The following is a 13,080-nucleotide window of genomic DNA, read 5'->3' as shown; positions in this document are numbered from 1 at the left end:
AACACAAACTACGTACTAATCTTCTACAAAAGGAGGAAATCGATGAATACTCATGGTAAAGTGGTTGGCGTTTTCCGTTCAGAAGATGATGCGATTGATGCAATTAAAGAGCTGAGAGATCAAGGTTATAGTGACAACGAAATCTCAGTGATCGCAAAAGATAAAAAAGAAGTAAAACACATTCATGAAGAAACCGGATCAAAAGCTCCAGAAGGTGCTGCGACAGGGATGGCTACTGGTGGCATTCTTGGTGGACTTGGTGGTCTATTACTAGGTGCTGGTGCACTAGCTATCCCAGGTATTGGTCCGATCGTAGCAGCCGGCCCTATTGCAGCAGCACTCGGTGGAGCGGCAGTTGGTGCTGGTACTGGAGGAATTGTAGGCGCACTAGTAGGATTAGGATTTCCTGAAGAGGAAGCAAAAGAATATGAAGAATCTGTTGAAGAGGGAGACATCCTTGTTCTTGTTGATGCAGATGATATCAATCGACATAGACAAGTAAATGACACGTTCCACACGTATCGCTCGAGTAACTCACATCGATACGAAGATACGTATTCTACGAAATAAACGGATGGAGGCAGATCAATCATGAAAAACGATACAATGGAAGGTAAATGGAAACAGCTTAAAGGTGAGGCACAAAAACAATGGGGCAACCTAACGGACGATGATTATGATCAAGCACAAGGTGACCGTGAAAAAATGATTGGAAAGATTCAAGAAAGGCACGGAAGAAAAAGAGAAGAAGCAGAACGTGAATACGACGATTGGTATAGCAGAATGGAACAATATTAAAAATAGTGAAACCCCACTTGTTTGAACCAAGTGGGGCTTCTTTTTCATTACATGATAACAAAAAAGATAACAGCTACTAGCACAAGACGATAGATCGCAAATGGCGTTAGCTTAACTTTTTCGATAATGTTTAAGAAGAAGCGGATCGATAACATAGCGAATACAAACGCACTGATAAATCCAACAATAAAGAACGGCATAGCATCCATACTAAAATACTCTAAGTTCTTTAATAAGGAAATACCACTCGCACCTGCCATGATCGGAACAGCCATGATAAATGTAAAATCAGCTGCCGCACGGTGACTAAGCCCTAGAAGGACACCACCTGAAATCGTAGCACCAGAGCGTGAAAATCCTGGCCACAGGGACAAACACTGAATCAATCCAATAGAGAAAGCTTGTTTGTACGTAATCTTATCCACTGTATCAATAACAGGATTTTGATTTTTAGCAGCAAATCGATCAGCAAAAATCATAAGAAACGCACCAATCGCGAGTCCAATAAGGACAGTGTTCGTCGTGAAAAGGTACTCATCAATATAATCTTCAAACAACAAGCCAAGAACACCTGCAGGTAAGAGACCTACGATGACTTGCGTTAATTTTAAACGACTCCCCGTAATTTCATTTGTTGCTTTGTTTCGGCTAAGTCCCAGCATATCGATGAATCGTTGTCTGAAAACAACGACTACCGCTAAAATCGAACCAAGCTGAATCACAACTTTAAATGTATTCGCTGGGTATTTACCTAAAAAGTCTTGTGATTTTAACCACATGTCATCCACAAGAATCATATGTCCCGTAGATGAAACAGGAGCGAACTCCGTCAAACCTTCAACTAACCCTAGAATAAGGGCTTTTAACAACAATAGGATGTCCATAAAAATAACTGATCTCCTTTAACAACTTATACTCTCATCTCTATATAATAGACGTTTTTCGATGATTAGCAAAGAATGATGTAAAACTTTTTATAACACTGTAACATATTGCGATAAAGTGAGAAACCCCGTCGGAATAAAATCCAACGAGGTTTTTTTGAGTAGTGTTTAGTAATCCAGAAGCGAATGAAGTTTTTCTTTATCTAGAACCTTTACTAGCTCTACTAAAAGCTTTGTGCTATTTTCTAAGTCGCTTTTACTGATCATGGATGTATGACTGTGAATGTAGCGAGCCGCCACTCCCACTACAAGACTTGGGATACCCTTTTTGAAAAGATGGAACTTACCCGCATCAGTTCCTCCGCCGAGCATCACATCTACTTGGTAAGGTATGTTATGTTTCTCTGCAACCTCGATAATTAAATCACGAAAACCGGTGTGCGGAATCATCGACGAATCGAGAAACGTAATGAGGGGTCCTTTTCCGAGCTTCGCCTTGTTCGCGTTACCGCCAGGACCATCTTCTGCAACGCCCACATCAAGAGCAATCGCGACATCTGGCTCCATAATGGCTGGTGCAGTGATTGCTCCTCTAAGCCCTACTTCCTCTTGAACGGTTGCACCACAATAGACGGTGTTTGGATGCTTGACGTTTTGAAGTTGTTCTAAAACCTGAAGCGCTGTATAACAGCCTGCTCGATTATCGAGTGCTTTAGCAAGAATGGTGTCACCGTCAGGCATCATTTCAAAGGGGCATATCGGAAGAATCGGATCACCTACTCTAATTCCCCACTCCTTCACCTGATCTTTATCTTTAGCACCGATATCAATAAACATCTCTTTCATCGGATAAACCCGGTTTCGTTCATCCGCCGTTAAGATATGAGGTGCTTTTGATCCAACGACGCCTGTGAACGTTTTACTTTTCGTCTGAACATGGACACGCTGCGCGAGGAGAACTTGTGACCACCAGCCTCCTAAAGGAACAAAGCGCAAATACCCTTGTTCTGTGATCTCACTGACCATGAAACCGACTTCGTCCATGTGGCCTGCAAGAAGTATTTTAGGACCGTCATTCGTAGATCCGTGTTTTTCACCGAATACACTACCGATGTGATCGTTCATTAGCGAGGCACCTGTTTTGCTGATCTCACGTTTCATGATCTCTCGGATCGCTTTTTCAAAACCAGGAGCACCATTCGTTTCGGTTAACTCTTTTAATAAGTCCATCATTTTTCACCTTCCTATTTTATAGGATGGGGAAAAGATACGGTTTGAATACGTTCTTTTTCAGAAGGAGAATGAAATTATTCAAAATTGAAGGTTAGTTCATATTTTCTGCCTTTATTCGTTCCGATTGTTTTAGAACATAGTGAGTTTAAAAGGTGTTTCGTTATATGAGGTGAGTTGATATGGAGGAAATCATTCATTTGGCGGTTATTTATCGTATTTCCAATTAGCAAGTAATAATCATGTAGGGCTTGTATATGAGCGTCTTTAGAAGTGGTCATACATCTAGAACAAGCCCATGTACCAAACGTTCTGTGCATACTATATAATTTACAATTCGTACACTGAATTCCTTTTATTAAATCACTTTCTGAGATTTGGAAATGCTGAAGAATATTGAATTTTAGTGGATGGTGTTGTAATTGAAGTTGTACGGAAAGATTATGATGAGATTCCTTAGTAAGGAGATGATTGGTGTGTCTGACCTCAAGTTCTTTTATTTTTTCAGGCAAAACATAGAAAGGTAATACGAATTGGGAGAGAGTGTGAGATTTTTCTTTTTCAGTGGATTTGATTACTGATTTATCATTTCCGATAATTACAAGCGGTTCGATTGGAATGGAAGGATATTTATAAAAGGCAAGCCACTTTTGAAGTTGCTCTACATGTCTATTTACTTGAATGATTGGACTGCTGAACGCTCTTTCATCCTTATTATCATTGATCCTGATCAACTGATTAAATGTTGAGTCAAAAATAAGAGTTCCAGTTATGTTTTTCACTTCGATGATAATCATGAAATTTGAGGATAACAGGAGGCAATCAATCTGGAAGTAATGTGACCCATCATATAGACGAAGGTCATGAAAGATATGGTACTTCTGTTCGGGTAAAAAACTTAGCGGAAAATCTAATGAACGCTCACCTCGATATCCAGCGATATTTTTTGCATATGTTTCAGAAGCAATTTGTCTTTTTGGATGATCAAGATCAAGTCGTCTAAATAGTGCCTCAAACTTAAATAATTTAATCGGCTTTGTTCGTTTTTTGATGATCAAGATCTAACTCCTTTCGTGATTATATTGTTAATAATTCTTTTGTTTGGGTGCAAAATCCTGTGAGGAAAATAGATATCGGCAACTTTTTTGTTATATCGGCGAGAATGAGTATTTTATCAGCAACTTTAGAATTATATCGGCAAGATTTTAAATATATCAGCGAAAATCAGATTATATCGACATTTGCCAAATTTAGCATACAAAAAAGGACTCACCCTAGTTGGGCAAGTCCTGTTATCCACCTATGTATGGTGGAGACGGTGGGAATCGAACCCACGTCCAAAGATATTGGCACTTAAGCTTCTACGAGTGTAGTCGGTTTATTCGCGTTTCGCGGATCCGTCTGCCAGCCGACAGGCGCCTGGACCGCTAGCCTGATTATTCTCTTCCATCGTCCTCAGGCGGAGGACAACCGGCGTAGCCCACTAAGAGTGAGTCCCTTACCCTACCACATGGGCGATGGAGGGAGGAACAGCTAAAGTGCTATTACGCAGCTAAAGCTAAGTTGTTGTTTTGTTTGCCAGTTATTGGCTGTGGCGTTTTAACGAGGCCGACCCCCTCGACTCGCAACTTAAGCTCAAACTACCCCTGTCGAATCCGTAACGTCCCCATTATAAAATGGTAAGCAGAAACTTAATTCTGCCGAACCTCGGAAAGAGATAAAAGCTCAATCGCTTCTATTCACTTGTGTACTCAGTATAACATTTTTGCTTCATCGTCTCAATTGTAACATCCTGTAAAAGGAACCAATTAATCTTTTTGTCGATCTCGGAATGCACGTTCAATTTCTCGCTTCGCATCCTTCTTCTTCAGATCGTCACGCTTATCGTAATGCTTCTTCCCTTTTGCAAGTCCGATCAAAAGCTTCGCAAAACCATTCTTCAGATACATTTTCAAAGGAACAATCGAATATCCTTGTTCTTTTGTAGCACCTAACAGCTTGTTGATCTCTTTGCGGTGTAAGAGCAGCTTACGCGTACGAAGTGGATCATGATTGTACCGGTTTCCTTGCTCGTATGTGCTAATGTGCATGTTGTGTAAGAACAACTCGCCATTTTGCACACGTGCGAAAGAATCTTTTAGATTAGCCCTGCCTGCGCGAATGGATTTAATCTCCGTGCCCTGAAGGACAATTCCTGCTTCAAATGTTTCTTCGACGTGGTAATCGTGCCGCGCTTTCTTATTCTGTGCGACTACTTTCCCTTCTCCTTTTGGCATGTAAAACTCAATCCTCCCCACAGCAAGTGAAGTTTAATTATAGCAATATGGTCAAATAACGTCAAGGTTCACCACTATAGATGAACCTTGACTGAACATGCTTATTATTTCTTCTTTTTCTTGCCTTTTTTCTTAGCTACTGGTTTATAGAAAGGCTTTTTCTTCCCTTTCTTTGAATCTTGAGGGCCGCTTGAACGCTCAGATTCACTCGTGCGGTTCTTGCTTCTTCTTCCTCTTCCACGTTTTGGTGTATCCCCAATATCGATCACTTTCTGGCGATCTTTAAAGCGTTTACGAGGTGTTCCTTTCATTCCGACGATTTCAAAATCAATCGCGCGTTCATCTACATTTACGTTCGCAACTCGGATGGAAATCTCATCACCGATTCGGAACACGTTACCCGTTCGCTCACCGATCATCGCCATAAACTTCTCATCAAATCGGTAGTAGTCGTCTGTTAAGTAGCTAACATGTACGAGTCCTTCGATCGTGTTTGGAAGTTCAACGAACAATCCAAAGTTCGTCACAGAGCTGATCACGCCATCAAACTCTTCTCCGATCTTATCAAGCATGAACTGTGATTTTTTCAGCTCATCTGTTTCGCGTTCCGCATCAACGGCACGGCGTTCCATCGCGGATGAATGTTTGGCGATCCCAGGAAGTTCCGCTTTCCAATGACTGACTGTTTTTGGTCCTGTGTCTTTTTTAAACAGATACGTACGGATGAGGCGATGTACGATCAAGTCTGGATAACGACGGATGGGTGAAGTGAAATGCGTATAGAACTCAGTCGCTAATCCGTAGTGACCAAGTGACATATGATCATATTTCGCTTGCTTCATGGAACGAAGCATGATCTTTGAGATCACCATTTCTTCCGGTTCACCTTTTACGGTTTCTAGTAACTGTTGAAGGCTTCTCGGGTGGATGTCGCTCGCGGTGCCTTTTAACGCATAACCAAACATACCGATGAACTCTAAGAAACGCTCTAATTTGCCCTCATCAGGATCTTCATGGATACGATACATGAACGGAAGCTCGAGCTCGTGAAAATGCTGAGCTACAGTTTCATTCGCACAAAGCATGAATTCTTCGATCAGTTTTTCTGCGACTGATCTCTCGCGAAGAACAACATCTTGTGGATCGCTGTTTTCGTCTACGAGTACTTTTGCTTCAGAGAAATCAAAGTCAATCGCACCGCGTGCAAAACGTTTTTTACGAAGAACCTCAGCAAGCTCTCCCATCAGCTTAAAGAAAGGAATAAGTGGCTCGTATTTCTTGTTAACTGCTTCGTCTTCATCCTGCAAAATTTTACGAACATCTGTATACGTCATTCGTTCTGTTGTTTTGATCACACTAGGGAAAATCTCATGTTTAATGACTTCACCATCGTGGTTGATCTCCATCTCACATGAAATCGTTAAGCGATCAACTTTCGGGTTTAATGAACAGATACCGTTCGATAGACGATGTGGGATCATCGGGATAACACGATCGACTAAGTACACACTCGTACCGCGCTCTTGCGCTTCTTTATCGATCGGAGAATCTTCGGTTACATAGTGCGTAACATCTGCGATATGTACGCCAAGCTTGTAATGACCGTTAGGCAGCTTGATCACATGAACCGCATCATCCAAGTCTTTCGCGTCTGCTCCATCAATCGTTACAATCGTTTCGTTTCGAAGATCGCGACGTCCTTCAATATCTTTCGGATCGATCTCATCTGGTGTGTTATGAGCTTGCTCGAGTGCTTCAACTGGAAACTCTCTTGGCAGTCCATGTTTGAAGATAACAGAGATAATATCTACACCTGGATCGTTCTTATGTCCGATGATGTGGATGATCTCTCCTTCGGCACTGTTTTTGCCTTCAGGATATTTTGTAATCTTCACAAGCACCTTATGTCCTTCTACAGCTCCGTTAACGCCGTCTGCCGGAATAAAGATGTCATTTGGTATCCGTTTATCATCAGCCACAACAAAACCGAATTTACGGCTTTCCTGGAACGTTCCGACGACCTCTGTAACCCCTCGCTCTAAAATACGAATAATCGAACCTTCCGGGCGTGATCCCGAAGATGTTTGGTTTAAGCGCACGAGAACCGTATCTCCACTCATCGCACCATTCATATCTGATTGTGAGATATACACATCTTTTTGTTCAGAGTCTTCAGGGATAAGAAACGCAAAGCCTTTCGCGTGACCTTGAACGCGGCCTTTAATTAGACTCATTTTTTCAGGCAATCCATATCGGTTCGTACGTGTTCGAACGACAGAACCTTCATCTTCTAGTTCGTTAAGTGTTAAAACCAGTTTCTTGAAAGCTTCAGCGTCAGGAAGTTGAAGAGCTTCTTCAATCTCTGTTACTGTCATCGGTTTTTCCGATTCTTTCATGAGCTGGAGTATTTGCAGTTTATCCAAAAACTGACCTCCTTTTTAAGGAAAAAAGGTTCTATTCTGACCAATCAAGGTCTTCTAAGAAAGCATAAACATCTTCATGCAGCTGTTCTTTTTCCTTGTCTAATGTAATAACATGTGATGAGTTTTCATACCACTTTAAATCTTTCGTTTCACTTTCTACTTCATCATAGATAATATTTGCAGAATCCGTGTTTATCATTTCATCATTTCTAGCCTGCACAACAAAGGTAGGTGCATATACGAGATCTACCGAATTTCTTACACTTTGAATAAGGTCTTGTAGAGCTTTTAACGTGTTCATTGGAGTATTTTTGAATTCTTCCATTTCTGCTTGAATCTGTTCTGCTGATTTCTGTTCACGCTTTTTATATTCTTCAGCGTACGCACAAACCCCTTTATACATCACTTCTTCACTCTTGATGGACATCGGTGCGCACATCGGAATTACGGCTTTTACAGGGTGGTCCGTAGCAAGTTTTAAAGAGAATACTCCACCTAACGAAAGACCGCAAACAGCAATCTCGTCGTAGCCTTTTTCTTTTAGATGATTGTAGCCGCCAATCACATCTTCCCACCAGTCTTGGGGCCCTGTGTGTACTAATTCTTCAGGAGGAACGGCATGCCCTTTATATTGAGGGGCGTGACATGTATAGCCCTTCTTCTGCAGAAACCTCCCCATCATTCGTACATCGGCTGAACTGCCTGTGAACCCATGAAGCATTAAGACTGCCCGCTTTCCTCCTTCAAAGAAAAACGGTTTTGGTGCTGCGATTTTCATGTTGTACCTCTCCTATTCATTCATTAAAAATTGATATACTTCTTGAATTAATTCTTCTTTCTCTACATCATGACAGATCATGTGCTTGGATTGTTTAAAATAACAAAGACGCTTGTTAGAGGCTGCTATCGCTTTATACAGATATTCTGCACTTCTTCTCGGAACAAGGCCATCACATTCTCCTTGAACGATTAGAGTTGGTGCCGAGACTTGTGAGAATTCAGGTTTAATCATTCTTACAAGCTTTTGAAACTCTCTTGTTGCTCTAAAAGGTGTATCAAGGAACTTTTTTCTATACCTTTTATATAATTCATGATCTCTTAGTTGACCGTTCAGACCAGAGACCATCATATTGGCAATATCTTTAATCATCTGTGCGGGATTAAGATAGTAGGCACTTGCGTTCAACAGAATCAATTTGTCGCAACCATATTTGGAAGCTAGATAACCCGCTATCATGCCGCCCATCGAAAAGCCGACAATATAGATCTGTTCAACCTTTTCTCGAAGCTCCAAATAGGCACTTTCCGCTTCTTGAAGCCATTCTGTATGTGTTCTACCTCTTAATGAGAGTTCGGTTCCGTGTCCAGGATAAGTGGGCACAGATAATAACCAGTCTGTATGCTTTTCAAGATATTCAGTAATTGGCTCGATCTCATAAGGTCCACCCGTGAACCCATGCAAACAAAGACACCCGATCATGCTACCACCTTTTTTGTCTATAGGTTACCCTTTTATCCTCGTAACAAATCATATCACAACCACTCTCATAAAGGTTATGCGGCGTTTCTACAGACTAAAAAAACAACAAGCGGCATTCACCGCTTGTTGTTTTTGACTGTTCTTTAGTTCATCGGAATAAAGTATGCTACTGATATTGTTAGAATGAAGAACAACACTGCAAGAATGATCGTTAACTTACTTAGCAATGCGTCGATTCCACGTGCTTTTTGTTTACCAAAAAGCTGTTCAGCTCCACCTGTAATCGCACCTGATAATCCTGCCGAACGACCTGATTGAAGAACAACGACAACGATTAATGCGACTGATACTAAAATAAGAAGGATTTTTGCTGCTGTTAGCATGTATGTTACACCTCCACCGTTCCACGTTACATTACCCTAAATGTACCATAACTTGAAGGGACGAGGCAAAGTTTTTTTCAGAACCTTCATTAATTTGTTCCTGAATAGTTAATATCAAATTCTTTATGAAAAATATAGAGACGAACCGCTTTAATTACATTCAGTCTTTTGTTCAACATCCCAACTACTTGGACGGTAGCTCCTGGCTGCACGGCTTCGTCTGGCGCGATATCTAGCGTCTTGTCTCCATCGAGCAGCTCTGTCTTAGCGTCCAGTTTTACTTTCATCAACGTTTTTTTATGAGAGATGGTAAATACTTGGCCATTGGTTTCTTTCACTTTTCCAATAAAGCTGATCGGATTCAATTTTTCCAGTTTGTTCTCTGCACCATCCGAAGATTCTTGTTTAAGTGGTTGCATCATAAACATCCCCTCTTCGCATTAATGGGGACATCCCCCATTTTCATTTTACTGTTACTTGTTATGTTTTATGTCTGTTTCTAGTGGTGTGTCTTTTTTTGACGAGTAGTAGTTATCATTGAAAATGGATTTTTTGATCACAACATCTTTATAGGTCTCAGATTTCAAACGAGCTCTTTCTCCATTTGTTATCTGCAGTTCATAGGTTCGTATATACAAAATCGTAAATAGTAGAATGATAAATACTCTGATTAATCGAAACCGATATGATCTTCCTCTTCGATCCCGTCTAGTTTCCTCTACCCTCATTACTTCCTCACCACACCTATTTAAAAGAAACATCTTTTTTTAAAAAGGAGTTTTTTCCTTTTATTTAATTTACTCTCTTTTTGTCTACTCTAAAATGGATTTATCATGACTCTTTCCTCATACGAAAATGATAAGTTTCTGATAATTAGATTGTGTTTTTATTATAAAAAAAAGCCTATCAGAACGATTGGGTTCTAACAGACTCTTGGGAGTGTTTCTATTTAATTAATCTGCAACATGTATCCATAACGTGGGACAGTAACGATAGCATCTCCGTACGGACCAAGCTTCTTTCTGAGTCGGTAAACAAGTGCATTGATCTCATCGTTTCCAACGTCAGGTATATCGTTCGAACCGGCAACCATTCGCTCCGGCCATATTTGAATCTTTATTTCGTCACTGCTGACTGCCTGATTCTTTTTTCGATACAAAAATACAAGAAGGTCGGTGTGCTTTCCTGACAGAAATAAAGGCTCACCATCAATCGAAATCTGGCGGCGTTCAGGAATGATATGCAACCCACTCGTGATCTGTGATTCTGCTGGTTGAATAGGTGAAGTAAACTCCATCGTAAGATCTGATTGATCTTCTTGAGTGTTCAGATAGGTTAAAAGAATAACTCCCTTTGCCAAGCTGATCACATCTCCAGATTGCAACTGTTTTGGCATATGTGGCTCGAGCAGCTGATTATTGAGCGCCGTTCCGTGCTTTGAATCAAGATCTCGAATAAAAGATACCCCATCTTGCATGTAAATCTCAGCATGCTTTCGAGATACATAAGGGCTGATAAATGACACATCTGTTTCGTTCGTTTGAGAAGAGCGTCCAAAGACTAATGCTTCTCCTTCAGGTTTTAATGGCATGAGGCTCCCCGTGTCATAAGGATCCCCAGCTTCTATGCGTATGTATAAACTATCATTCATCAAAAATTCCCCCGTACATCAAGCAAGTACTTGTTATATGCATTTTAAATGATTTTCGTTAAAAATAGAAGGATTATGAGGTTTTGTGAGAAATTCGGCAAGAGCTGTGGTAAGTATTTGGTAATTTAAGAAACTTGGAACGCTCGTGAATGATTGCAGTGATATAGAGATTCTGAGAAGGTTTGTGAAGTTTTAAAATCGCTCACAAAGTCTTGGAATCACTCATAAATCTTTCGAATCGCTCACAAATCTTTCGTATCGGTCGCAACTTTATAAATCACTTTATTTTAATTAATTCTGAAATCCTTTAAGCAAGAAAGACAAGCCTTATTACCTATCTTTCTCTTTTGGGGTATAGGACAACCCTGCTTTTACGAATCTTAAGGGTAACACGATTGGAGGGATCAAAGATGACTGTTTTTGAAACGATGTCGCTCATGATCAGTTTCTCAATGCTCATTGTTACTATCCTTCATTCTAACAATCGCTCTCGATAAGCAGCAGAGTATGCTTTACCACTTTAAAAATGAAGACAGCCCCCGAATCAGCACTTCTAGTGCTTGATCCGGGGGCTTGTCTTTTTCACAAAGACAAAATGGCGAGTTTGTCTTTGTTTGGGGTCAGACCCCAATTATTTTTTAAGGTTGTAGAATGCGTTCATTCCTGGGTATACAGCAAGGTTTCCTAGCTCGTCTTCGATGCGAAGAAGTTGGTTGTACTTCGCAACACGGTCTGTACGTGAAGGAGCACCTGTTTTGATTTGTCCAGCGTTTGTCGCAACAGCGATGTCAGCGATTGTGCTATCTTCTGATTCACCTGAACGGTGAGAGATAACTGCTGTGTAACCAGCACGTTTAGCCATTTCGATCGCGTCGAACGTTTCAGTCAACGTACCAATTTGGTTAACTTTGATAAGGATGGAGTTACCGATTCCTTTTTCGATACCTTCAGAAAGCTTAGTTGTGTTTGTTACGAACAAGTCGTCACCAACAAGCTGTACGCGGTCACCGATACGCTCTGTTAATAGTTTGAAACCATCCCAGTCGTTCTCATCAAGACCGTCTTCAATTGAAACGATCGGATATTTGTTAGCAAGATCTTCGTAGAATGCAACCATCTCTTCAGAAGTCTTAACAACACCTTCACCTGAAAGGTGGTATTTTCCGTCTTCTTTGTTGAACAATTCAGAAGCAGCAACGTCCATTGCAAGGCGAACTTCTTCACCTGGCTTGTAACCAGCTTTTTCAATCGCTTCCATGATTGTTTGAAGAGCTTCTTCGTTCGAACCAAGGTTTGGAGCGAATCCACCTTCGTCACCTACAGCTGTGTTCAATCCTTTTTCTTTAAGAACTGCTTTTAAGCTGTGGAAGATTTCAGTACCCATGCGAAGTGCTTCTGGGAAGCTTTCAGCACCAACAGGCATTACCATAAATTCTTGAATGTCTACGTTGTTATCCGCATGCTCTCCACCGTTTAAGATGTTCATCATAGGAACTGGAAGAGTTTTAGAGTTGAATCCTCCAAGGTACATGTAAAGAGGTACGTTTAAGAAATCAGCAGCAGCGTGTGCAACAGCCATGGAAACACCAAGGATTGCGTTAGCGCCTAGCTTACCTTTGTTTTCAGTACCATCAAGCTCGATCAACGTTTGGTCGATTCCAACTTGGTCAAGTACATCAAAACCGATAAGTTCTGGAGCGATGTTTTCGTTTACGTTGTTTACAGCGTTCATAACACCTTTTCCAAGGTAACGCTCTTTGTCGCCATCACGAAGCTCAACTGCTTCGTATTCACCTGTAGAAGCACCAGATGGAACGATTGCGCGTCCAAAAGCACCTGATTCTGTGTAAACTTCTACTTCAACTGTTGGATTACCGCGAGAGTCTAGAACTTCGCGAGCATAAATTTCAATAATAGCTGACATATTTGTCTCTCCTTTTTAAAAGAAAATGTAA

At 40.9% G+C, this 13,080-nt stretch carries 15 protein-coding genes and 1 other RNA gene; 3 read left to right on the top strand and 13 right to left on the bottom strand.

Translation table 11 applies throughout. The features are described 5' to 3' along the window. Positions 1 to 42 precede the first annotated feature (42 nt). Positions 43 to 570 carry a general stress protein gene (locus tag IHV11_RS01020; protein ID WP_197193481.1) on the top strand — a complete coding sequence of 176 codons (528 nt, stop codon included), beginning with the start codon at positions 43 to 45 and terminating at the stop codon, positions 568 to 570. Between the two features lie 21 nt (positions 571 to 591). Next, complete coding sequence (locus IHV11_RS01015; protein ID WP_197193480.1) at positions 592 to 798, top strand: CsbD family protein; 207 nt, start codon at positions 592 to 594, stop codon at positions 796 to 798. A gap of 47 nt (positions 799 to 845) precedes the next feature. Here the strand turns inward: IHV11_RS01015 and IHV11_RS01010 are convergent, their stop codons facing one another. The 12 genes from IHV11_RS01010 to IHV11_RS00955 all read right to left on the bottom strand — a co-directional run bounded on the left by IHV11_RS01010 (position 846) and on the right by IHV11_RS00955 (position 11,125). After that, the gene (locus IHV11_RS01010) at positions 846 to 1,682 is read right to left on the bottom strand and encodes an undecaprenyl-diphosphate phosphatase (protein ID WP_144698131.1); all 837 of its coding nucleotides are present in this window, start codon (positions 1,680 to 1,682) and stop codon (positions 846 to 848) included. Between the two features lie 168 nt (positions 1,683 to 1,850). Further along, positions 1,851 to 2,912: a M42 family metallopeptidase gene (locus tag IHV11_RS01005; protein WP_197194889.1), complete on the bottom strand. Its 1,062-nt coding sequence runs from the start codon at positions 2,910 to 2,912 to the stop codon at positions 1,851 to 1,853. Positions 2,913 to 2,989: 77 nt separating this feature from the next. Continuing rightward, the gene (locus tag IHV11_RS01000; RefSeq protein ID WP_197193479.1) at positions 2,990 to 3,970 is read right to left on the bottom strand and encodes a nuclease-related domain-containing protein; all 981 of its coding nucleotides are present in this window, start codon (positions 3,968 to 3,970) and stop codon (positions 2,990 to 2,992) included. A 249-nt stretch (positions 3,971 to 4,219) separates the two neighbouring features. Beyond that, positions 4,220 to 4,580: a transfer-messenger RNA gene (gene ssrA, locus IHV11_RS00995) on the bottom strand. A 140-nt stretch (positions 4,581 to 4,720) separates the two neighbouring features. Further along, entirely contained in the window at positions 4,721 to 5,188 is a 468-nt protein-coding gene (gene smpB / locus IHV11_RS00990) for an SsrA-binding protein SmpB (RefSeq protein ID WP_197129384.1), read from the bottom strand. A 104-nt stretch (positions 5,189 to 5,292) separates the two neighbouring features. After that, the gene (rnr, locus tag IHV11_RS00985) at positions 5,293 to 7,584 is read right to left on the bottom strand and encodes a ribonuclease R (RefSeq protein WP_197194888.1); all 2,292 of its coding nucleotides are present in this window, start codon (positions 7,582 to 7,584) and stop codon (positions 5,293 to 5,295) included. A gap of 58 nt (positions 7,585 to 7,642) precedes the next feature. Then, positions 7,643 to 8,389 carry an alpha/beta hydrolase gene (locus tag IHV11_RS00980; RefSeq protein WP_197193478.1) on the bottom strand — a complete coding sequence of 249 codons (747 nt, stop codon included), beginning with the start codon at positions 8,387 to 8,389 and terminating at the stop codon, positions 7,643 to 7,645. A gap of 12 nt (positions 8,390 to 8,401) precedes the next feature. Then, positions 8,402 to 9,091, bottom strand: coding sequence for an alpha/beta hydrolase (locus IHV11_RS00975; RefSeq protein ID WP_197193477.1), 690 nt, complete (start codon positions 9,089 to 9,091; stop codon positions 8,402 to 8,404). Positions 9,092 to 9,234: 143 nt separating this feature from the next. After that, positions 9,235 to 9,474: a preprotein translocase subunit SecG gene (gene secG, locus IHV11_RS00970; RefSeq protein WP_066397553.1), complete on the bottom strand. Its 240-nt coding sequence runs from the start codon at positions 9,472 to 9,474 to the stop codon at positions 9,235 to 9,237. A gap of 89 nt (positions 9,475 to 9,563) precedes the next feature. Then, on the bottom strand, positions 9,564 to 9,896 hold the full coding sequence (locus tag IHV11_RS00965) for a hypothetical protein (protein ID WP_137791702.1): 333 nt from the start codon (positions 9,894 to 9,896) through the stop codon (positions 9,564 to 9,566). A 51-nt stretch (positions 9,897 to 9,947) separates the two neighbouring features. Then, a complete protein-coding gene (locus IHV11_RS00960) occupies positions 9,948 to 10,202 on the bottom strand; it encodes a hypothetical protein (RefSeq protein ID WP_197193476.1) in 255 nt (84 codons plus the stop codon). A 221-nt stretch (positions 10,203 to 10,423) separates the two neighbouring features. Further along, on the bottom strand, positions 10,424 to 11,125 hold the full coding sequence (locus IHV11_RS00955; protein WP_197129368.1) for an FHA domain-containing protein: 702 nt from the start codon (positions 11,123 to 11,125) through the stop codon (positions 10,424 to 10,426). 410 nt (positions 11,126 to 11,535) lie between these two features. Here IHV11_RS00955 and IHV11_RS21435 point away from each other — a divergent pair, with 410 nt between their 5' ends. After that, a complete protein-coding gene (locus tag IHV11_RS21435) occupies positions 11,536 to 11,622 on the top strand; it encodes a putative holin-like toxin (protein WP_225218726.1) in 87 nt (28 codons plus the stop codon). Between the two features lie 134 nt (positions 11,623 to 11,756). On the opposite strand, the gene eno is transcribed toward IHV11_RS21435, so the two are convergent. After that, positions 11,757 to 13,049 (bottom strand): phosphopyruvate hydratase, encoded by a 1,293-nt coding sequence (gene eno, locus IHV11_RS00950; protein WP_137791699.1) that lies wholly within the window; start codon positions 13,047 to 13,049, stop codon positions 11,757 to 11,759. Between the last annotated feature and the right edge of the window lie 31 nt (positions 13,050 to 13,080).

This window comes from Fictibacillus sp. 26RED30 (assembly GCF_015903845.1).
GTDB classification, from domain to species: Bacteria; Bacillota; Bacilli; order Bacillales; family Fictibacillaceae; genus Fictibacillus; species Fictibacillus phosphorivorans.
The sequence above is the reverse complement of the archived record's forward strand: the minus strand, read 5'-3'. Positions and strand labels throughout refer to the sequence as shown.

Bases quoted from the DNA above. Each gene is read 5' to 3' on its own strand.
- rnr (WP_197194888.1), bottom strand. From the start codon at position 7,584: ATGAAAGAATCGGAAAAACCGATGACAGTAACAGAGATTGAAGAAGCT.
- IHV11_RS00975 (WP_197193477.1), bottom strand. From the start codon at position 9,091: ATGATCGGGTGTCTTTGTTTGCATGGGTTCACGGGTGGACCTTATGAG.
- IHV11_RS00960 (WP_197193476.1), bottom strand. From the start codon at position 10,202: ATGAGGGTAGAGGAAACTAGACGGGATCGAAGAGGAAGATCATATCGG.
- secG (WP_066397553.1), bottom strand. From the start codon at position 9,474: ATGCTAACAGCAGCAAAAATCCTTCTTATTTTAGTATCAGTCGCATTA.
- smpB (WP_197129384.1), bottom strand. From the start codon at position 5,188: ATGCCAAAAGGAGAAGGGAAAGTAGTCGCACAGAATAAGAAAGCGCGG.
- IHV11_RS01015 (WP_197193480.1), top strand. From the start codon at position 592: ATGAAAAACGATACAATGGAAGGTAAATGGAAACAGCTTAAAGGTGAG.
- eno (WP_137791699.1), bottom strand. From the start codon at position 13,049: ATGTCAGCTATTATTGAAATTTATGCTCGCGAAGTTCTAGACTCTCGC.
- IHV11_RS00965 (WP_137791702.1), bottom strand. From the start codon at position 9,896: ATGATGCAACCACTTAAACAAGAATCTTCGGATGGTGCAGAGAACAAA.
- IHV11_RS01020 (WP_197193481.1), top strand. From the start codon at position 43: ATGAATACTCATGGTAAAGTGGTTGGCGTTTTCCGTTCAGAAGATGAT.
- IHV11_RS00955 (WP_197129368.1), bottom strand. From the start codon at position 11,125: ATGAATGATAGTTTATACATACGCATAGAAGCTGGGGATCCTTATGAC.
- IHV11_RS00980 (WP_197193478.1), bottom strand. From the start codon at position 8,389: ATGAAAATCGCAGCACCAAAACCGTTTTTCTTTGAAGGAGGAAAGCGG.
- IHV11_RS01005 (WP_197194889.1), bottom strand. From the start codon at position 2,912: ATGGACTTATTAAAAGAGTTAACCGAAACGAATGGTGCTCCTGGTTTT.
- IHV11_RS01010 (WP_144698131.1), bottom strand. From the start codon at position 1,682: ATGGACATCCTATTGTTGTTAAAAGCCCTTATTCTAGGGTTAGTTGAA.
- IHV11_RS21435 (WP_225218726.1), top strand. From the start codon at position 11,536: ATGACTGTTTTTGAAACGATGTCGCTCATGATCAGTTTCTCAATGCTC.